The sequence below is a fragment of the Pseudomonas sp. NPDC087817 genome (genome assembly GCF_044742875.1).
Classification (GTDB): domain Bacteria; phylum Pseudomonadota; class Gammaproteobacteria; order Pseudomonadales; family Pseudomonadaceae; genus Aquipseudomonas.
In genome coordinates, this window is sequence record NZ_JBIUVJ010000001.1 from 142013 (window position 1) to 162043 (window position 20031).

General features: G+C 60.6%; 12 protein-coding genes. 11 read left to right on the plus strand and 1 reads right to left on the minus strand.

What is annotated here, in order from left to right; genetic code table 11:
- Positions 1–224: 224 nt before the first annotated feature.
- The 11 genes from ACIONG_RS00655 to ACIONG_RS00705 all read left to right on the plus strand — a co-directional run bounded on the left by ACIONG_RS00655 (position 225) and on the right by ACIONG_RS00705 (position 18553).
- Positions 225–1688, plus strand: a complete 1464-nt coding sequence (locus ACIONG_RS00655; protein ID WP_315445365.1) for a serralysin family metalloprotease — start codon at positions 225–227, stop codon at positions 1686–1688.
- A gap of 93 nt (positions 1689–1781) precedes the next feature.
- A complete protein-coding gene (locus ACIONG_RS00660) occupies positions 1782–2204 on the plus strand; it encodes an AprI/Inh family metalloprotease inhibitor (RefSeq protein ID WP_401295961.1) in 423 nt (140 codons plus the stop codon).
- A 208-nt stretch (positions 2205–2412) separates the two neighbouring features.
- Positions 2413–4191 carry a type I secretion system permease/ATPase gene (locus ACIONG_RS00665; RefSeq protein ID WP_315445367.1) on the plus strand — a complete coding sequence of 593 codons (1779 nt, stop codon included), beginning with the start codon at positions 2413–2415 and terminating at the stop codon, positions 4189–4191.
- Positions 4188–5537, plus strand: coding sequence for an HlyD family type I secretion periplasmic adaptor subunit (locus ACIONG_RS00670; RefSeq protein ID WP_103304955.1), 1350 nt, complete (start codon positions 4188–4190; stop codon positions 5535–5537). Before ACIONG_RS00665 ends, ACIONG_RS00670 begins: the two co-directional genes overlap by 4 nt.
- Before the next feature lie 2 nt (positions 5538–5539).
- Complete coding sequence (locus ACIONG_RS00675; RefSeq protein ID WP_401295965.1) at positions 5540–6901, plus strand: TolC family outer membrane protein; 1362 nt, start codon at positions 5540–5542, stop codon at positions 6899–6901.
- 354 nt (positions 6902–7255) lie between these two features.
- Positions 7256–10207 carry an autotransporter domain-containing protein gene (locus ACIONG_RS00680; RefSeq protein ID WP_401295968.1) on the plus strand — a complete coding sequence of 984 codons (2952 nt, stop codon included), beginning with the start codon at positions 7256–7258 and terminating at the stop codon, positions 10205–10207.
- Between the two features lie 238 nt (positions 10208–10445).
- The gene (locus ACIONG_RS00685) at positions 10446–13532 is read left to right on the plus strand and encodes an autotransporter domain-containing protein (protein ID WP_401295971.1); all 3087 of its coding nucleotides are present in this window, start codon (positions 10446–10448) and stop codon (positions 13530–13532) included.
- A gap of 64 nt (positions 13533–13596) precedes the next feature.
- Positions 13597–15285 (plus strand): polyurethanase, encoded by a 1689-nt coding sequence (locus ACIONG_RS00690; RefSeq protein WP_401295974.1) that lies wholly within the window; start codon positions 13597–13599, stop codon positions 15283–15285.
- A 215-nt stretch (positions 15286–15500) separates the two neighbouring features.
- A complete protein-coding gene (locus ACIONG_RS00695) occupies positions 15501–17354 on the plus strand; it encodes a polyurethanase (RefSeq protein WP_401296345.1) in 1854 nt (617 codons plus the stop codon).
- A 240-nt stretch (positions 17355–17594) separates the two neighbouring features.
- Positions 17595–17969 (plus strand): hypothetical protein, encoded by a 375-nt coding sequence (locus ACIONG_RS00700; RefSeq protein WP_103304950.1) that lies wholly within the window; start codon positions 17595–17597, stop codon positions 17967–17969.
- A gap of 230 nt (positions 17970–18199) precedes the next feature.
- Positions 18200–18553: a hypothetical protein gene (locus tag ACIONG_RS00705; RefSeq protein ID WP_249412126.1), complete on the plus strand. Its 354-nt coding sequence runs from the start codon at positions 18200–18202 to the stop codon at positions 18551–18553.
- 14 nt (positions 18554–18567) lie between these two features.
- On the opposite strand, the gene ACIONG_RS00710 is transcribed toward ACIONG_RS00705, so the two are convergent.
- On the minus strand, positions 18568–19863 hold the full coding sequence (locus tag ACIONG_RS00710) for an OprD family porin (protein WP_401295979.1): 1296 nt from the start codon (positions 19861–19863) through the stop codon (positions 18568–18570).
- Positions 19864–20031 lie beyond the last annotated feature (168 nt).

Sequence of the window (20031 nt, forward strand, 5' to 3'; positions counted from 1 at the left end):
ATTAGGCAAAAAATCACCGTCTAAAACATTCTTCCCACAGCGCACGCTTTGTTTACGGGAGTTTCCCGGAACAGTTCAATTTGATCTCAAAAAAATCCTTTACGACAGATTTCAAATTGTGTCAGGTTTCTTACGCCTTCATTGGGCGAGTGATAGGACAATCTCGCCAGGGGTTGTCGCTATCGGACAAAAACTGTTCCATTGCTAAACAAGGAAGTGTGTTTATGTCGAAAGTTAAAGCTAACGCTATTGATACCGCCGAACAGGCTCTTCTGCTGTCGGCGGCGCCGCAATCTCTGGCTGCAACCAGCTCTGCCTGGAACCAGATCAATAGCTTCAGCCACCAATACGATCGTGGCGGCAACCTCACGGTCAATGGCAAACCGTCGTTCTCCGTGGATCAGGCTGCGACTCAGTTGCTGCGTGATGGTGCCCACTGGAACGACTTGGATCACAGCGGCAAGATCGAACTGACCTACACCTTTCTGACCGCCAAAACCGCTAACTTCAGCGGCCTCGGTGTCACCGGTTTCAGTCAGTTCAGCGCCCTGCAAAAAGCCCAGGCCGTGCTCGCCATGCAATCCTGGGCCGATGTCGCCAATGTGACGTTCACCGAAGCTGCCCGAGGCGGCGATGGTCACATGACCTTCGGTAACTACAGCGGTGGCCAGGAAGGCGCGGCAGCGTTTGCATTCCTGCCGGGCACCGAGCCAGGTTATGACGGCCAGTCCTGGTACCTGACCGGCAGCGGCTACGACGTCAACAAGACCCCAGGCCTGAGCAACTACGGGCGTCAGACCTTGACCCACGAAATCGGCCACACCCTGGGCCTGTCTCACCCCGGCGACTACAACGCTGGCGAAGGCAATCCGACTTACAAGGATGCTTCCTACGGGCAAGACACCCGCGGTTACAGCCTTATGAGTTACTGGAGCGAGAGCAACACCAATCAGAACTTCAGCAAGGGCGGCGTAGAAGCTTATGCCTCCGGCCCGCTGATGGACGATATCGCTGCCATCCAGAAGCTTTACGGTGCCAACACCACCACCCGTACCGGTGACACCACCTACGGTTTCAACTCCAACACCGGTCGTGATCACCTCAGCGCGTCGTCGTCGGCGGACAAGCTGGTGTTCTCGGTGTGGGATGCGGGCGGCAAAGATACTCTGGACTTCTCGGGTTTCACTCAGAACCAGAAGATCAACCTCAATGACGCCTCGTTCTCCGACGTTGGCGGCCTGGTGGGTAACGTGTCCATCGCCAAGGGCGCGATCATCGAGAACGCCATCGGCGGTTCGGGCAACGACCTGCTGATCGGCAACAGCGTGGCCAACGAACTGAAGGGCGGTGCCGGCAACGACATCCTCTACGGGGCTGGCGGTGCCGACAAGCTGTGGGGCGGCGCGGGTTCGGACACGTTTGTGTTCGCAGCCAGCTCCGACTCCAAGCCGGGTGCGATCGATCAGATCCTCGATTTCGTCAGCGGTCTGGACAAAATCGATCTGACCGGCATCACCAACGGCGCCGGCCTGCACTTTGTCAGCAGCTTCACCGGTGTAGCCGGCGATGCGATTCTGACTTCGTCGGGCGGCAACAGCCTGCTCTCGGTGGACTTCTCCGGGCACGGCGTGGCTGACTTCCAGGTCAGCACCGTTGGCCAGGCAGCGACCAGCGACATCGTGGCTTGATGTGAAACAGGGAAGCGGCGCGTGATGCGCCGCTTTCTTCGCTTGCATCGTCTGGCCCGGTAGGCAAGGCTAAGCGCCGGAGTGAAATTTCCTATGAGTCGAAACGTTTTTACCTACAAGACGCGGGCGTGGCTAATGGCGACGCTGATGATGGTTACCGGAGAAGCAAGCATGGCAAGCAGCCTCAGACTCGAAGAACCCTCGGTATTTGCCGGTCAATGGCAGGCGACGCTGAACACTCGCGAAGACACCGCTGAAGCGCAAAAGCTGCAAGACAAACCCTCCAATACCTGCGCTGTAGAACTGGCGCTGAACCAGACTGTCGGGGAGGGCGCCGATTGCCTCGCAGCCTGGCTGGAAGAAACGCCCATCGGTTGGTTTCCCGAACCGGACGGCATTTCCATCACTGGCAAGGAAGGCTCAAGAATCCAGTTCTTCAGCCGACAAGGTGACGGGCATTATCTGGCTACTTTGAAGTCGGGCCTGGTCATTATCTTGGAGCGCAAGGCGCCATAGTTGTAATTGCCAAGTAGGCGACAGGTTTTTATATAAGGCACTGCTGTGTGGTTATAAGCGGCTGTCTTCAAAGCAACTGCACCGCATTAAATCGTGCAAGTTGTTATGAAATTGTAAGTGCCCACAAAAAAGCAATTCCGGCATTGCCCGGATAACTAATTTGAAGTCTCGTCAATGATCGACGAGAGATATCTTTCAGGACGAATCAATGAAGATGGCGAAGGCCCCAGCCACCGCTCCCTTATTCAAGGCATTGGGCGACTATAAAAGCATTCTGATCAGCGTCGGCTGCTTTACTGCACTGATAAACGTGCTGATGCTGGTGCCGTCGATTTATATGCTGCAAGTCTATGACCGGGTTCTGTCCTCGCAGAACGAAACCACTTTGGCGATGCTGTCGCTGATGGTGGTCGGTTTCTTTGCCTTCATCGGCCTGCTGGAAGTGGTGCGCAGCTTCATCGTGATCCGTATCGGCAGCCAACTGGAGCGCCGTTTCAACCTGCGGGTCTATCAGGCTGCATTCGAACGCAACCTGTTCAAGGGCGAGGGCAACGCCGGGCAATCGCTGGGCGATTTGACCCACATTCGCCAATTCGTCACCGGGCCTGCGCTGTTCGCCTTCTTCGATGCGCCGTGGTTCCCGGTGTATCTGTTCGTGATCTACCTGTTCAACGTCTGGCTTGGCGTGCTGGCGACGGCGGGTGCGCTGTTGCTGATCGCCTTGGCCTGCCTCAACGAATACATGACCAAGAAGCCGCTGGGCGAAGCCGCCGGTTTCTCGCAGAAATCCAGCCAGTTGGCCACCAGCCATCTGCATAACGCCGAAACCATTCAGGCGATGGGCATGCTCGGTTCGTTGCGCAAGCGCTGGTTCCAGGTGCATTCACGCTTTCTGGGTCTGCAGAATCAGGCCAGTGATACGGGGGCGGTGATCAGTTCGCTGAGCAAAACCTTGCGCCTGTGCCTGCAATCACTGGTGCTGGGGCTCGGTGCGTTGCTGGTGATCAAGGGCGACATGACCGCCGGGATGATGATCGCCGGTTCCATCCTGATGGGGCGGGTGCTGAGCCCGATCGATCAGTTGATTGCCGTGTGGAAACAGTGGAGCGGGGCGAAACTCGCTTACCGCCGTCTCGATGCGCTGCTGCAAGCCTTCCCGCCAAGCGATGACGCCATGGCGCTGCCGGCGCCGAAAGGCCAGATCACCTTTGAACAGGTCAGCGCCGGCCCGCCGGGGCAACGCGCGGCGACCTTGCACATGGTCAATTTCAATCTGGGTGCGGGTGAAGTGCTGGGCGTACTCGGTGCTTCCGGTTCGGGTAAATCGACCCTGGCCCGTGTGTTGGTCGGCGTGTGGCCGACCCTCGGTGGCACGGTGCGACTGGACGGTGCAGATATTCACCGCTGGAATCGTGATCAGCTCGGGCCGTACATCGGCTACCTGCCGCAAGACATCGAGCTGTTCAGCGGCAGCATCGCCGAGAACATTGCGCGTTTCAGCGAGGCCGATCCGCAGAAAGTCGTCGCCGCCGCGCAGCAGGCCGGCGTCCACGAAATGATCCTGCGCCTGCCGCAAGGTTACGACACGCAGCTGGGTGAGGACGGCAGCGGCTTGTCCGGTGGCCAAAAGCAGCGCGTGGCACTGGCGCGGGCCATGTACGGCACGCCAAGCCTGGTGGTGCTGGATGAACCCAACTCCAACCTCGACACCGTCGGCGAAGCGGCACTGGCTAGCGCCATCGCGCAGCTCAAGGCCCAAGGCACCACGGTGGTGTTAGTGACGCACCGCTCTTCGGTGCTGGCCCAGGCCGATAAATTGCTGGTGCTCAACGACGGCCGTCTGCAAGCCTTCGGCGCCAGTCAGGACGTGCTCAAGGCACTGTCCGGCGCCGCCAACGAGCAACAACGCGAGAAACCTGCGCAAGCACCGGGCGGGCTCAGCATGAGCCGGCAGTACCAGCCCACGACAAGGAATTCGGGTGTATGAGCAGCGCAAGCATGAACACTGAAAACGAAGCGAGCATGGAACACGCCTACGTCACCGAACGCCCCGAGCGTGATGCGAAATTCTTCGCGCGCATGGGCTGGATTCTGGCGATCGTCGGCGCCGGCAGTTTCTTCACCTGGGCCGCGTTGGCGCCGCTGGATCAGGGCATTCCGGTGCAGGGCACCGTGGTGGTCACGGGCAAACGTAAAGCCGTGCAGTCGATGAGCAGCGGCGTGGTCAGCCGGATTCTGGTGCGCGAAGGCGAGATCGTGAAGCAGGGGCAGCCACTGTTCCGGCTCGATCAGACCCAAGTCGCCGCCGATGTGCAATCGCTGCAGGCGCAGTACCGCATGGCGTGGGCGAGCCTGGCGCGCTGGCAGGCCGAGCGCGACAACCTCAAGCAAGTGACCTTTCCCGCCGAGTTGAGTAATGACCCGGACCCGCGTCTGGCGCTGGTCCTGGAAGGTCAACGGCAGTTGTTCAGCAGCCGCCGTGAAGCGTATTACCGCGAGCAGGCCGGATTGCGTGCCAGCATCGAAGGCGCCACCGCGCAACTGGCCGGCATGCGCCGCGCACGCACCGACCTCAATGCCCAGGCAGACTCGCTGCAACAACAGTTGAGCAACCTGCAACCGCTGGCTGACAACGGCTACATCCCGCGCAACCGCTTGATGGAATACCAGCGCCAGCTCTCGCAAGTGCAGCAGCAACTGGCGGAAAACACCGGTGAAAGCGGTCGAGTGGAGCAAGGCATTCTTGAGTCGCGCCTGAAGCTGCAACAGCACGGCGAGGAATATCAGAAGGAAGTGCGCACGCAACTGGCCGACGCGCAGCTGAAGAGCGTCACCCTGTCCGAGCAACTGACCTCCGCCGGTTTCGACCTGCAACACAGTGAGATCGTCGCCACTGCTGACGGTGTCGCGGTCAACCTCGGCGTGCACACCGAAGGCGCCGTGGTGCGTCAGGGCGAAACCTTGTTGGAGATCGTTCCGCAAGGCACCACCCTGGAAGTCGAGGGGCATTTGCCGATCAACCTGATCGACAAGGTCGGTCCGCACTTGCCGGTGGACATCCTGTTTACCGCGTTCAACCAGAGCAAAACCCCGCGTGTACCGGGTGAAGTCAGCCTGATCTCCGCCGACCAGATGGTCGATGAGAAAACCGGCGTGCCGTATTACGTGTTGCGCAGCAGCGTTAGCGATCAGGCTATGGAAAAACTCAACGGTCTGGTGATCAAGCCCGGCATGCCCGCAGAAATGTTCGTGCGCACGGGCGAACGTTCACTCCTCAACTATCTGTTCAAACCGCTGCTCGACCGGGCCGGCTCTGCGCTGACCGAAGAATAAGGATGTTCGGCTGTATGAATAAGCTTTCCATGCTCGGAGCGGCATTGATGCTGCTCGCGAGTCACTCGGTAGTGGCGGCCATGGGGCCGTTCGAGATTTACGAACAGGCGTTGCGCAATGACCCGGTGTTCCTCGGCGCAATCAAGGAGCGCGATGCTGGCCTGGAAAACCGTGCCATCGGCCGCGCCGGGCTGTTGCCGCGCATCGGTTACACCTACAACAAGGGCCGCAACACGTCGAAAGCGACTTCCCTTGATGACCGCGCGCGCAATCGCACTGAAGACCGCAACTACAGCAGTTATGGCTCAGCCCTGACCCTGCAACAGCCGCTGCTCGATTACGAAGCCTATGCGGCGTATCGCAAGGGTGTGGCGCAGTCGTTGTTCGCCGACGAGAACTTTCGCGGCAAAAGCCAGGAACTGCTGGTGCGGGTGCTGGACAACTACACCAAAGCCTTGTTTGCCCAGGACCAGATCGACATCGCCCAGGCGAAGAAGAAAGCCTACGAGCAGCAGTTCCAGCAGAACGAGCACATGTTCAAGCAGGGCGAGGGCACGCGCACCGATATCCTCGAAGCCGAATCGCGCTACGAGTTGGCGACGGCCGAGGAAATCGAGGCGCGCAATGAACAAGACGCGGCGCTGCGGGAATTGGGCGCGCTGGTGGGTGTGCCAGCGGTGGATATCGCTGATCTGGCGCCGCTGGCTCAAAACTTCCAGACCTTCGCGCTGATGCCGGCCAACTACGACACCTGGCACGAAATGGCGATCAGCAATAACCCGAACCTGGCCTCGCAACGCCAGGCCGTGGAAGTGGCGCGTTACGAAGTCGAGCGCAACCGTGCCGGGCATCTACCGAAAATCAACGCCTACGCCTCGATGCGCCAGAACGAATCGGAAAGCGGTAACACCTACAACCAGCGTTACGAAACCAACACCATCGGCCTCGAAGTAAGCGTGCCGTTGTACGCCGGTGGCGGGGTGTCGGCTTCGACGCGGCAAGCCAGCCGCACCATGGAACAGGCGGAATATGAACTGGACGGCAAGACCCGCGAGACACTGATTGAACTGCGTCGTCAGTTCAGCGCCTGTTTGTCCGGGGTGAACAAGTTGCGCGCTTACCAAAAGGCGCTGACCTCGGCGGAAGCGCTGGTGGTGTCGACCAGGCAAAGCATTCTCGGCGGCGAACGGACCAACCTCGACGCGTTGAACGCCGAGCAACAACTGTTCACCACCCGCCGCGATCTGGCGCAGGCGCGGTACGACTATCTGATGGCGTGGACCAAATTGCATTACTACGCCGGGACCTTGAATGAGCAGGATCTGGCGCGGGTGGATGAGGCGTTTGGTGTTGCTCATCGTTGATGGGCAGGCCTTGAGACCGCCCCTCACCCTAACCCTCTCCCGGAGGGAGAGGGGACTGATTGGGGGATGCGTGAGAGATGCACCGACCTGAACGTACGGTGCTGAATCCATAATCGACCGGAATGTTCAGGTCGGCGAAAAACGCAGGACAGCGCGGTCGGTGAGGGAATGAATAGGAAAAGTTACACGGTCCTGAACGTGGTGCTGAATCCATAGTCGATTCGGTATTTCAGGTCGATGTATAGCGCAAGACACCGCGGTCGGCTCCCTCTCCCTCTGGGAGAGGGCTGGGGTGAGGGCTTCAGGCAACACCGTAGAAAAACCTGCATAAAACAATAAAAGAGAGTGGTGAACATGGAAGTGCGCATCAAGTCGATTTCGGTCGGCACCCTGTTGCTGGCAGTCTCCGTTTCCCAAGCCCAGGCGCAGTACCTGGAAGTCGGCAAACCCAGCGATCCCGCCAGCTGGCGCAGCGCCGAGTTCCTGCGTGACTGGGGTCTTGAGCGCATGCAGGCCGACCAGGCCTACGCCGCCGGCATCACCGGCAAAGGCGTGAAAATCGGCGCCCTCGATTCCGGGTTTTATGCAGCCCATCCCGAGTTCGCCACTGACCGCTATCACCCGGTGTTGACCAGCGGAAGTTACGTCGATGGATCACCGTTCAACGTCGACGGCACCCTCAACGCCAACAACGATTCCCACGGCACCCACGTCGTCGGCACCATGGGCGCGTCCCGCGATGGCACGGGCATGCATGGCGTGGCGTACAACGCGCAGATCTACGTCGGCAACACCAACAAGAACGACAGTTTCCTGTTCGGCCCCAATCCCGACCCGCGCTATTTCCAAGCGGCCTACGACGCACTGGCTGATGCCGGCGTCCGCGCCATCAACAACAGCTGGGGCAGTCAACCGCCGGATGTCAGCTATCGCACACTGGCCGATCTGCACGCCGCTTACGCCCAGCACTGGAACAAAGGCACCTGGCTCGACGCCGCTGCCGACGTGTCGCGGCGCGGCGTGATCAACGTGTTCAGCGCCGGCAACAGTGGCTACCCGAATGCCAGCGTGCGCTCGGCGCTGCCGTACTTTCAGCCGGATCTTGAAGGTCACTGGCTGGCCGTGTCCGGGCTCGATCAGAGCAATCAGCAGAAGTACAACCAGTGCGGCCTCGCCAAATACTGGTGCATCACCACGCCGGGGGCGAAGATCGACAGCACCATCCCCGACGGTGGCTATGCGATCAAGTCCGGCACCTCGATGTCGGCGCCACACGCGACCGGCGCGCTGGCGCTGGTGATGGAGCGTTACCCGTACATGAACAACCAGCAGGCGCTGGAAACCCTGCTGACCACGGCCACGCAACTCGACGGATCAGTCACTGACGCGCCCACCGAGCGGGTCGGCTGGGGCGTGGCCAACCTGAACCGGGCGATGCGCGGGCCGGGGCAATTGCTCGGCGCGTTTGACGCCAATCTGGCGGCCGGGCGGAGCGATGTCTGGAGCAATGACATCTCCGACAAGGCACTGCTTCAGCGCCAGAGTGAAGACCTCGCCGAACACTCAGCGTGGCAGCAGACCTTGCAAGACAAGGGCTGGCAAAACGGCGTTGCGGCCGGCGCCAGTCAGCAGGATCAGACCGATTACGCCATCGGCACGGCGCGTGATGCGGCAGCGGCGACGCGGGTTTATCAGGGCAGCCTGATCAAATCCGGCGCCGGACGCCTGTACCTCACCGGGGATAACACCTTCCGTGGTCCGACCACGGTCAATGGCGGCTTGCTGAGCGTCAACGGTGCGCTGGCTTCGGCGGTCACTGTCAATGACGGCGGAACGCTGGGTGGTTCCGGGCGGATCGCTGCGCTGACGGCCAACACTGGCGGTCGCGTGGCGCCGGGCAATTCCATCGGCACCTTGAACGTGGCGGGCGACGTTCACTTCGCGCCGGGTTCGACTTACGCCGTTGAGCTGTCGCCCATTAGCAGTGACCGCATCGTTGCCGGCGGCAGCGCCAGCGTCAGCGGCGCCATCGTCAGTCTGTCGCTGGAAAACAGCCCGACCTTGCTCAGCACCGCCGAGACGCAAAGCCTGCTCGGTCGTCAGTACAACATCCTGCAAGCGGCCGGAGGCATTCAGGGCCAGTTCGCTGCCGTGCTGCCGAACTACCTGTTCATCGGCGGCAACCTCGACTACACCGCCAACGGCATCCAACTCGATATCGAACGTAACGCGAGTACGTTTGCCAGCGTCGGCCAGACCCCGAATCAGCGTTCGGTCGCTGCTGCGGTCGAGGGCCTGGGCGCCGGCAACGCAGTCTACGAAAGCGTGCTGCTGTCGGCCGACGCCGCCTCCGCGCAGCAAGCGTTCCAGCAACTGAGTGGCGAGATCTACCCGGCTCTCGGTTCGATGCTGATCAACGACAGCCGTCAATTGCGCGATGCCGTGGGCGAACGCCTGCACGATGCCTCGGCAACGCAAAACAACGGCTGGATCAAGGCACTGGGCGCCTGGGGCACGACTGATTCGAGCCACGACACGGCGGGTTACAGCACCTCGCTTGGCGGCTTGCTGGCCGGTGTCGACGGCGCGCTGGACGAGCAGACCCGCATCGGTCTGGTTACCGGTTATAGCGACAGTTCACTGAGCATGGGCTCGGGCACGCACTCGTCGGCCAAGGTCGACAGTTATCACCTCGGCGCTTATGCCGGGCATGAAATCGGTGCCTGGCGCTTGAGCACCGGCGCGGCTTACAGCTGGCATCGCGCCGATGTGAAGCGTGATCTGCAATACGCCAACGTCAGCGCCAAACAGAAAGCCAAGGTCGATGCCGCCACGACCCAAGTGTTCGGCGAAGCGGCCTATCGACTGCACCTGCAACCATTGGTGCTGGAGCCGTTCGCCAATCTCGCTTACGTGCATGTGGACACTGAAGGCTTGACCGAGAAGGGCGACGCGGCGGCGCTGAAAAGCTCCGGCGATCAACGTGACGCGGTGCTGAGCACCCTCGGCGTGCGGGCGATCAAGACGTTCAACCTGGCGAATCAGCAGTCGCTGGATGTCAGCGGCCACCTCGGCTGGCAGCACAGCTTGAGCGACATCGAATCTGAACAGCATCTGCGTTTCGCCAGCGGCGGCGCGCCTTACAGCGTGGAGAGTTCGGCGCTGGTGCGCTATGCCGCGCTGGCCGGCGTGCAGGCCAGCCTGGCCTTGAGCAAAGACGTGCGGGTGAACCTTGATTACAACGGACAACTGGCCAGTCGCGAGAAGAGCCATGGCGTTGGGTTGAGCCTGAACTGGCAGTTCTGAACCACGGATTCACGGCTGCTCACATACCTGTGGCGAGGGGATTTATCCCCGATGGGGCGCGAAGCGGCCCCCTGCGGTCTCTCAAAATACCGAGTTGATTGATCGTTCCCACGCTCTGCGGGGGAACGCAGCCCGTGACGCTCCGCGTCACTGAACGCAGAGCGTCCCTGGAGGTATTCCCACGCGGAGCGTGGGAACGATCAGGATTTTTCGCAACATAACTAAGGAAGGTCGCTGGATGAATAACAATAAAACCCCCGCGCAAACGGGTGGCCGCTTTGCCCTCAAAACACTGACTTGCGCCGTGTTGTACGCGCTCACCACCTGGGGCACGGCACACGCCGCGCCTTACGTGGAAAACGGTCGTACGGGCGATCCGTCAAGCTGGCGCAGCGCCGAGTTCCAGGCTGACTGGGGCCTGGGCGCCATTGGTGCCGATCACGCTTACGCCGCTGGTTACACCGGCAAAGGCGTGAAACTGGGGATCTTCGACCAGCCGGTTTACGCCGCACACCCGGAGTTCTCCGGCAGCAACAAGGTCATCACCCTGGTCACCAGCGGGATCCGCGAATACACCGACCCGTACATCCCGGTCAAAGCCGGGGACGCGTTCCGTTATGACGGTTCGCCCTCGGTCGGTTCCGACGGCAAACTCGGCGCCCACGGCACCCACGTCGGCGGTATTGCGGCGGGCAGTCGTGACGGCGGGCCGATGCACGGCGTCGCGTTCGGCGCGCAAATCATCAGCGCCGACAACGGCGACCCGGGCCCGGAGGACGGCATCGTGCGCGGTAACGACGGCGCGGTGTACAAGGCCGGTTGGGATGCGTTGATCGCCAGTGGCGCGCGGATCATCAACAACAGCTGGGGTATCGGCATCACCGACCGTTTCGACCTTGGCGGTCGCGACCCGGCGTACCCGCACTTCACCGTCAACGACGCGCAGGTACAGTTCAACGAGATCCGCACGCTGCTGGGCACCAAACCCGGTGGAGCCTACGACGGGGCGATCGCCGCCGCGCGTAGCGGTATCGTCACGATCTTTGCCGCCGGTAACGACTACAACCTCAACAACCCGGACGCCATCGCCGGCCTCGGCTATTTCGTTCCGGAAATCGCGCCGAACTGGATCACCGTCGCCGCGTTGCAGAAGAACCCGGATCTGGCCAGTGCCAACCCTTACATCATGAGTACGTTTTCCTCGCGCTGCGGCTACACCGCGAGCTTCTGCGTCTCGGCACCGGGTACGAAAATCTTCAGCTCGATCATCGAAGGCACCAACGCCGACAACCTGACCACCGGCTACAAAAATTACAACGGCACGTCCATGGCCGCGCCGCATGTGGCCGGTTCGATGGCGGTGCTGATGGAGCGCTTCCCGTACATGACCGGCGAACAGGTCGCCACCGTGTTGCGCACCACCGCGACCGACCTCGGCGCACCGGGCATCGACGCTTTGTACGGCTGGGGCATGATCAACCTGCGCAAGAGTATTGATGGCCCGTCGATGTTCGTCACCGAGCAGGATATTCCCGAGGAATTCCGTGTGCAGGGTGCCTACGGCTCCGGGCAATTCGTCGCCGACCTGCCGGGCATCGGCGCGATTATCGATCAGGGCAAACCGACCGAGCGCGTGTGCACCGACATTACCTGCGGCCTCGACACCTGGCGCAACGACATTTCCGGGCACGGCGGTCTGACCAAACAAGGCATCGGCACCCTGGTGCTGACCGGCAACAACACCTACAGCGGCCCGACCCTGGTCAATCAGGGACGGCTGGCCATCAACGGTTCGCTGGCCTCGGCAGTCACCGTGAATGACGGCGGTATCCTCGGCGGCAACGGCCACATCGGCGCGCTGTCGGTGAGCAAGGGCGGCACCGTGGCCCCGGGCAATTCGATCGGCACGATGAACGTCGCCGGTGACGTGACCTTCGCGCCCGGCTCGACCTATGCGGTCGAACTGTCGCCGACCAGCAGCGACCAGATCATCGCTACCGGTAAGGCTGTGATTGAAGGCGCGACAGTCACCATGTCGCTGGAAAACAGCCCGACGCTGCTGACCACCAACGAAGTGCAAAGCCTGCTTGGCACCCAGTACAACATTCTGCAAGCGGCGGGCGGTATTGAAGGGCGCTTCGGGCAGGTGTTGCCGGATTACGCGTTCCTCGGCGGTACGCTGGCGTACTCGGCGAACGGCATTCAACTGGCGGTGGGTCGTAACGACGCCTCGTTCGCCAGCGTCGGCCTGACCCCGAACCAGCGTGCCGTCGGTGCTGCCGCCGAGCGTCTGGGCGCCGGCAATGCGCTGTTCGAAACCCTGCTGCTGTCGCCAAACGCGGCGTCGGCGCAACAAGCCTTCCAGCAACTGTCCGGCGAGATTCATCCGGCCATCGGCACAATGCTGATCAACGACAGCCGTTACCTGCGTGAAGCGGTGGGCGAGCGCCTGCGTGAGCGTGATCTGTTCGACGCCGGTGCGCCGACCGATGATCGCAGCAACGCTTGGGTCAAGGTGCTGGGCGCCTGGGGCAAGAGCGATGGCGGGCATGACAATGCCGACTCCAACAGCTCAATCGGTGGCTTGCTGGCCGGTGTCGACGGCTTGATTGCTGAAGATACGCGCCTGGGTTTCGTTACCGGTTATAGCGACAGCTCGTTGAGCATGGGCAGTGGCACGCATTCGTCGGCGTCCGTCGACAGTTACCACTTGGGTGCGTACCTGGGGCATGAAATCGATGCCCTGCGCCTGACTGCCGGTGCGGCGTACAGCTGGCATCGCGTGGATGTGAAACGTGACCTGCAGATTGGGGACATCGGCAGTAAACAAAAGACCAAACACGATGCAGCGACGACCCAAGTGTTCACCGAAGCGGCTTACGATCTGCGCCTGCAACCGATGAATCTGGAGCCGTTCGCCAACTTGTCGTACGTGCATTTGAACACCGAAAGCTTCACCGAAAAGGGTGATGCGGCGGCGCTCAAGGGCGGTGAAGACAACCGCGATGTGGTGCTGTCGACCCTTGGCGTACGCGCCAAGCGCACCTTCGCGCTGTCGGAAAAACATCAGCTGGAACTGGGCGCAAGCCTGGGCTGGCAGCACAACCTGAGCAGCGTCGATGCTGACAGCCACCTGGCGTTCGCCAATGGCAACAGCGCGTTCACTGTGCAGAGTGTGTCGATGGATCGTGATGCGGCGGTGGTCGGCGTGCGCGCCGGGCTGGCGCTCAATCGCGATGTCCGGGTCAACCTGGATTACAACGGACTGATCGGTAACAACGAGAAGGACCACGGTGTGGGTCTGACTCTCGACTGGCAGTTCTAAAGGAGGGTGCTGGCAGTTCCAGAAGGGACTGCCAGCACTGATTTGAAGGAAGAGAGAGCACAACATGGGACTGTTCGATTACAAAAATGCCGATGGCAAAGCGTTGTACAGCGATGCCATCGCCCTGACGCTGTATGCCTACACGCCGACCGGGCAAGCCTTGCCGGGCACCGCGTGGAAGCCGGTCAGTGCGACGGCGCTGGGTTATCAGGGCAAGGTCGGTGCGCAGGGCACGTTCTTCGGCGAGAAGGACGGCTTCACTAGCGCCGAGGCCGAAGTGCTCGGCAAGTACGATGCCGCCGGCAAGTTGATCGGCATTGGCGTGGCCTTTCGTGGTACCGGTGGGTTGGGTTACAGCGACACTTTCGGTGACATGAAGAACAATCTGCTGGCGGCCATCGGGCCGTCGGATTACGCGACTCAATACGCGAAAAACGCCTTCGACAATCTGCTCAAGGCAGTCGCGGCGTTTTCCCTCGCGCACGGCATCGCGGCCAAAGACGTGTTGATCAGCGGCCACAGCCTCGGCGGGCTCGGGGTCAACAGCGTGGCCGATTTGAGCGCGAGCAACTGGGGCGGCTTCTTCAAGGATGCCAACTACGTGTCCTTTGCCTCGCCGACCCAGAGCAGCACCGGCAACAACGTGCTGAACATCGGTTACGAGAACGATCCGGTGTTCCGAGTGCTCGACGGCACCACGTTCAGCACCGCTTCGATGGGCAAGCACGACAAGCCGCACGATTCGACCACTGACAACATCGTCAATTTCAACGACAACTATGCGTCGACTGCACAGAACCTCGTGCCGTTCAGCATCGTCAACCCGCTGAACTGGTCGGCGCACAGCTCGCTGGGTTATGCCGACGGTTTGAATCGGGTGATCGATTCGAAGTTCTACGGCCTGACTCACAAGGATTCGACAATCATCGTCTCCAACCTTGAAGAAGCGTCGCGGGTTAAAACCTGGGTCGAGGACCTGGGCCGCAGCGGCGAGCCGCACACCGGCAGCACCTTCATCATCGGCACGCAAAGCAGCGACTGGCTCAAGGGCGGGGCGGGCAACGACTTCCTCGAAGGCCTGGGCGGCGATGACCGTTTCCGCGATGACGGCGGTTACAACATCCTCCTCGGCGGTCAGGGCCACAACACCTTCGAGCTGCAGAAGCCGCTGCAGAACTTCAGTTTTGCCAACGACGGTGACGGCACGCTGTATGTGCGCGACGCCTACGGCGGCATCAGCATGACCCGCGACATCGGCGCGCTGGTGAGCAAGGAGTCGGGTTCGTGGTGGGGCAGCAAGGAAATCACCTGGGGCGTCACGGCCAAGGGTTTGACCAATGGCAGCGAACTGACTCAGTACAACCATTCGCTGAGCGGCGATGGCTACGGCAACGCACTGCACGCCAGCGCCGACGGTGACTGGCTGTTCGGTCTGGGTGGCGACGACAAGCTGATCAGTGACAAGGGCCATGTGACCTTTGTCGGTGGCGCCGGCAACGACGTGATGACGGCGGTGGGTGGCAACAACACCTTCCTGTTCAGCGGCGCCTTCGGTTTCGATGCCATCAACGGTTATCAGGGCAGCGACAAACTGGTGTTCATGGGCGTCGAAGGCGCGGGGCAGGGCTACGACTACAAGCAGCACACGTCGCAGGCCGGCAGCGACACCGTGCTGAAGATTGGCGAGTATGCCGTGACGCTGGTCGGGGTTGGCGTGGCTAACCTGTCGGATTCGAGTTTCGTTTTCGCTTAGTCACTCCTTAAGGCAAACCCTGTAGGAGTGAGCCTGCTCGCGATAGCGGTGAGTCAGTCTCCATCCATGTTGCCTGACACAACCTCATCGCGAGCAGGCTCACTCCTACAGTTAAAAAGCAAAGCAAGTAGTTTTGAAATGCTCCGGGGCGTCCCCGTGGGGCGCCCTGGCTGTGAGCTATCTCTGACAATTCCAACAAAAGAGAGGCAATGGCAATGGGTGTGTATGACTACAAAAACTTCAGTACAGCCGATTCCAAGGCGCTGTTCAGCGATGCCATGGCGATCACGCTGTATTCCTACCACAACCTCGATAACGGCTTTGCCGCCGGTTATCAGCACAACGGCTTCGGCATTGGTCTGCCCGCTACGCTGGTCACGGCGTTGCTCGGAGGGACTGATTCCCAAGGCGTCATCCCCGGCGTTCCGTGGAACCCCGATTCTGAAAAACTCGCGCTCGAAGCCGTGAAAAAGGCTGGCTGGACGCCGATCACTGCTTCGCAACTGGGTTACGAAGGCAAGACCGACGCCCGGGGAACCTTCTTTGGCGAGAAGGCCGGTTACACCACGGCTCAGGTCGAGATTCTCGGCAAGTACGACGCCCAGGGTCATCTCACGGAAATCGGCGTTGCCTTTCGCGGCACCAGCGGCCCGCGTGAGAACCTGATCCTCGACTCGATCGGCGACGTGATCAACGACTTGCTCGCCGCGTTCGGCCCCAAGGACTACGCCAAGAACTACGTCGGTGAAGCGTTCGGCAATCTGCTCAATGACGTGGTCGCGTTCGCCAAGGCCAACGGCCTCACCGGCAAGGACGTGCTGGTCAGCGGCCACAGCCTCGGCGGGCTGGCGGTCAACAGCATGGCGGATTTGAGCGGTGGTAAGTGGGGCGGCTTCTTCAAAGACTCCAACTACATCGCCTACGCCTCACCGACCCAGAGCAGCACCGACAAGGTGCTCAACGTCGGCTACGAAAACGACCCGGTGTTCCGCGCCCTCGATGGCTCGACTTTCACCGGCGCCTCGATCGGCGTACACGATGCGCCGAAGGAATCGGCCACCGACAACATCGTCAGTTTCAACGACCACTACGCATCAACCGCGTGGAATCTGCTGCCGTACTCGATCCTCAACATTCCGACCTGGATCTCGCATTTACCGACTGCCTATGGTGACGGCATGAACCGGGTGATCGAGTCGAAGTTTTACGACCTGACCAGCAAGGACTCGACGATCATCGTCGCCAACCTGTCGGACCCCGCGCGCGCCAACACCTGGGTGCAGGACCTCAACCGCAACGCCGAAACCCACAAGGGCAGCACCTTCATCATCGGCAGCGACGCCAATGACCTGATTCAGGGCGGCAGCGGCAACGACTACCTGGAAGGCCGCGCCGGCAACGACACGTTCCGTGATGGCGGCGGTTACAACATCATCCTTGGCGGGCAGGGCAGCAATACCCTCGACCTGCAGAAATCGGTGAACACCTTCGACTTCGCGAATGACGGCGCGGGCAACCTGTACATCCGCGATGCCAACGGCGGGATCAGCATCACTCGCGACATCGGCAGCATCGTCACCAAGGAGCCGGGCTTCCTCTGGGGGCTGTTCAAGGACGACGTGACCCACAGCGTCACGGCCAGTGGCTTGAAGGTTGGCAACAATCTCACCGCTTACGAATCCAGCGTCAAAGGCAGCAATGGTGTCGATGCACTGAAGGCGCAGGCCAGCGGTGACTGGTTGTTCGGTCTCGATGGCAATGATCACTTGATCGGTGGAGCGGGCAACGATGTGTTTGTTGGTGGCGCCGGTAATGACCTGATGGAGTCGGGGGGCGGGGCGGATACGTTCCTGTTCAACGGCGCGTTCGGGCAGGATCGGGTGGTGGGGTTCACGTCCAACGACAAACTGGTGTTTCTGGGTGTGCAGGGTGTGTTGCCTGGCGATGACTTCCGCGCCCATGCCACGGCGGTCGGGCAGGATACCGTGCTGAAGTTCGGCGGCGATTCGGTGACGTTGGTTGGTGTGTCGCTGGGGAGTTTGAGTGGCGATGGAATTGTGATCGCCTGATGTTGATGTGGCGCCTGTAAGGGCCTCTTCGGGAGCAAGCCCCCTCCCACATTGGATTTGTGATCGACACCGATCCAATGTGGGAGGGGGCTTGCTCCCGAAGAACGATAACGCGGTATCAAAAGTGACTCTGCAGCCATTCCCTGACTCAAAGCCTGTGCAAACAGGAAATGCGGCCTAAAGCCAGCACGTGCGCGCACGTTCTATAGCTAGCCGCCAACGAGTACAGGAGATTCAAACGTGAAAGGTTTCAAGAGGTTTATCGGGGTTGCAGGGCTGGCGCTGTTATCGGCCAATGCCAGTGCCGATCTGCCTCAAAGCTCGATTCTGAGCCGCTACGGAATCACCCCTGAGCAATTGCCGAGCCCGACCAAAAGCGAAGTGATCGAACCGGTTGAAGAAAAAAGCCGCTTTCAGATCCAGCCCGAACAACCGTTCGTGACGATTCGCCTGGGTGACGGCAAACAACCGCAAACCACCGGCAACCTGAGCATCGACCGCATGGCGCAGCAGGACTATGAACGTTGCCAGCGCCTGCAGGGCGAAGTAGCCCGGCGTGGCGGGCAATACCTGAGCTGCGACAACACCATCCCGGGCATGACCCTGGACCAATAACCCACTCCAGTCCAGGGTAGGAATTGCTGAAGGCTGTGATCTTTTGATCTGCAACAGCCTTCAGCCCTGTAATATCCGCTCACCCTGACAATGGACTGGCGGTGACCTACTTGAGAAAGACCACTCGACTTGTCGTGCTCTGCTGCACTTTGCTGACAGGCGCGAATGCAGCCGCATTGGCTTGGCTGTACTACGTGGTCACTTACGCCTCAGTGACGCGTGGAATGCCCATGATCAGAACCACGGAGCCGCTGCTGATCGGCGGGCCTGGCGGTGATGAAAACAGCTATGTGCTGCCAATGGGCACCACCCTCTATGAAGATCGAAGCTACCCGGAGGGATTTACCCGTTACCTGGTGTACTTCAATCACAAAGGTCCGATCGATTACCAGACAGTCACGATGGAGCCCAAGTACGGCGGCTCTCTGATTGATCCGCTGTGGCTGGAAAACATCGACGCCGAGACGCTGAAAGAGGTCTTCAAGCGGTTTCCCTTGTCCAGAAGCGATATCGCCGCGGCGATCAAGGCCAACGAAATAACCAAAGACGATCTGACCGAGATCATCCAGTCGATGCCAAAGTAAAAGGCTGGCTGCAATCAGAACCCCAGCGGGTACTGAACCACCACGTAGATCCGGTCAATGTCATCCCCCGCCTGAGCGCTATTCGCCCGATGCGAAACGTGCGACAGCTGCACGGACAAATCCTTCGCTGCCCCCGACTGCACGAGGTATTTCAAGTCGATGTCGCGCTCCCAGTGTTTGCCGCCATCCCCTTGCAGCGGCTGGAATTCGGCGCTGTCGGCAGCGAACGGGTTGTAGGCGCCGCCCTTGGGCGCGTGGGTGCCGTCGATGTGATTGCCGCTGACGTAGCGGGTCATGAAATTGAGACCGGGAATACCGAACGCACCGAGGTCGAGGTCGTAGCGCGCTTGCCACGAACGTTCACCGGCGCCGTTGAAGTCGGCGTATTTGATCGAGTTGGCGAGGTAGATCGAGTCGCCGCCGACGAAATCGAAGGGCGTGTCGCCGTCGATCCGCTGCCAGCCGAGCATTACCGCGTGTGGGCCAACGGTGTACTTGCCCGACAGGCTGAACGCGGTGTTGTCGATCGCACCGGCCAGCGCCCGGCCCGTATCGCGGGTGTGGTAGAGGTTGGCGTCGAGGAATATGCCGGCCTGCTTGAAGTGCAGGTTGCCGTAGTACTGATGCCAGGTGTCCGTCAGCTCGGACGCATACACAGCACCGCCCACAGGACTGTCGCCGAACAGATCGGCACCGAGAAAGCTGATTGAGCCGTGTTCGGTGTTGGCGCCGTAGCCGTAGAAATCGCCTTTGCCGGAAGCGCTGTCCTGATTCTTGAACGCCGTGAAATGCCCGGCCTGCAGATTGATGTTGTCGATCTCCCGGCTGGTGAGCAGAAAACCCGTGGCGTACTCCGGTTGCAGGCGTTTGTCGGCGGTGTCGAATACTGGGGTTTCCACGGTCATTTCGCCAAACGCCAACGTGCTGCGCGAGGCTTTCAACTTCAATGCGCCACCGGCACTGGAATAATCGTTTTCGCTGCGACCGTCGCTGTCTACCGGCAGCAAGCCAGTGCCGGAGTGACCTTTGCCGCCATCCAGTTTCAGACCGGCAAAGGCGTGAGCGTCGATGCCAAATCCAATCGTGCCGTCTGTGAAACCGGATGAGAAAGTGCCGATAAACCCTTGTGCCCATTCCTGTTTGTAGTTTTTACCGTTGGGAGAGGGTGAGCGGTAGTCGTTGCTTAGAAAGAAGTTGCGGCTGAGCACTTCGGACTTGGCATTGTCGAAAAAGCCGTCGGCGACAGCACTTTCGGTCAGCCCGCACAGTAGTAAGAACAGGGTGATACGCGATGGCGCGGATTCGATCATGGTCGGTGGCCAACAAGAAAAAAGTGGCTCTGATGATCGATTGATTGTGGGCGAGTGGATTGAGCGTATGTGCTCAGTTGGCGGGGCTGGAGTGGTGGGTCAGACATTCAGGATGTGAATGCGCTGACGCCATCGCTGGCAAGCCAGCTCCCACAGGTTTTGTGTGTT

Coding starts and splice junctions, on each gene's coding strand:
- ACIONG_RS00670 (WP_103304955.1), top strand. CDS start 4,188: ATGAGCAGCGCAAGCATGAACACTGAAAACGAAGCGAGCATGGAACAC.
- ACIONG_RS00680 (WP_401295968.1), top strand. CDS start 7,256: ATGGAAGTGCGCATCAAGTCGATTTCGGTCGGCACCCTGTTGCTGGCA.
- ACIONG_RS00685 (WP_401295971.1), top strand. CDS start 10,446: ATGAATAACAATAAAACCCCCGCGCAAACGGGTGGCCGCTTTGCCCTC.
- ACIONG_RS00695 (WP_401296345.1), top strand. CDS start 15,501: ATGGGTGTGTATGACTACAAAAACTTCAGTACAGCCGATTCCAAGGCG.
- ACIONG_RS00675 (WP_401295965.1), top strand. CDS start 5,540: ATGTTCGGCTGTATGAATAAGCTTTCCATGCTCGGAGCGGCATTGATG.
- ACIONG_RS00655 (WP_315445365.1), top strand. CDS start 225: ATGTCGAAAGTTAAAGCTAACGCTATTGATACCGCCGAACAGGCTCTT.
- ACIONG_RS00665 (WP_315445367.1), top strand. CDS start 2,413: ATGAAGATGGCGAAGGCCCCAGCCACCGCTCCCTTATTCAAGGCATTG.
- ACIONG_RS00660 (WP_401295961.1), top strand. CDS start 1,782: ATGAGTCGAAACGTTTTTACCTACAAGACGCGGGCGTGGCTAATGGCG.
- ACIONG_RS00705 (WP_249412126.1), top strand. CDS start 18,200: ATGATCAGAACCACGGAGCCGCTGCTGATCGGCGGGCCTGGCGGTGAT.
- ACIONG_RS00690 (WP_401295974.1), top strand. CDS start 13,597: ATGGGACTGTTCGATTACAAAAATGCCGATGGCAAAGCGTTGTACAGC.
- ACIONG_RS00710 (WP_401295979.1), bottom strand. CDS start 19,863: ATGATCGAATCCGCGCCATCGCGTATCACCCTGTTCTTACTACTGTGC.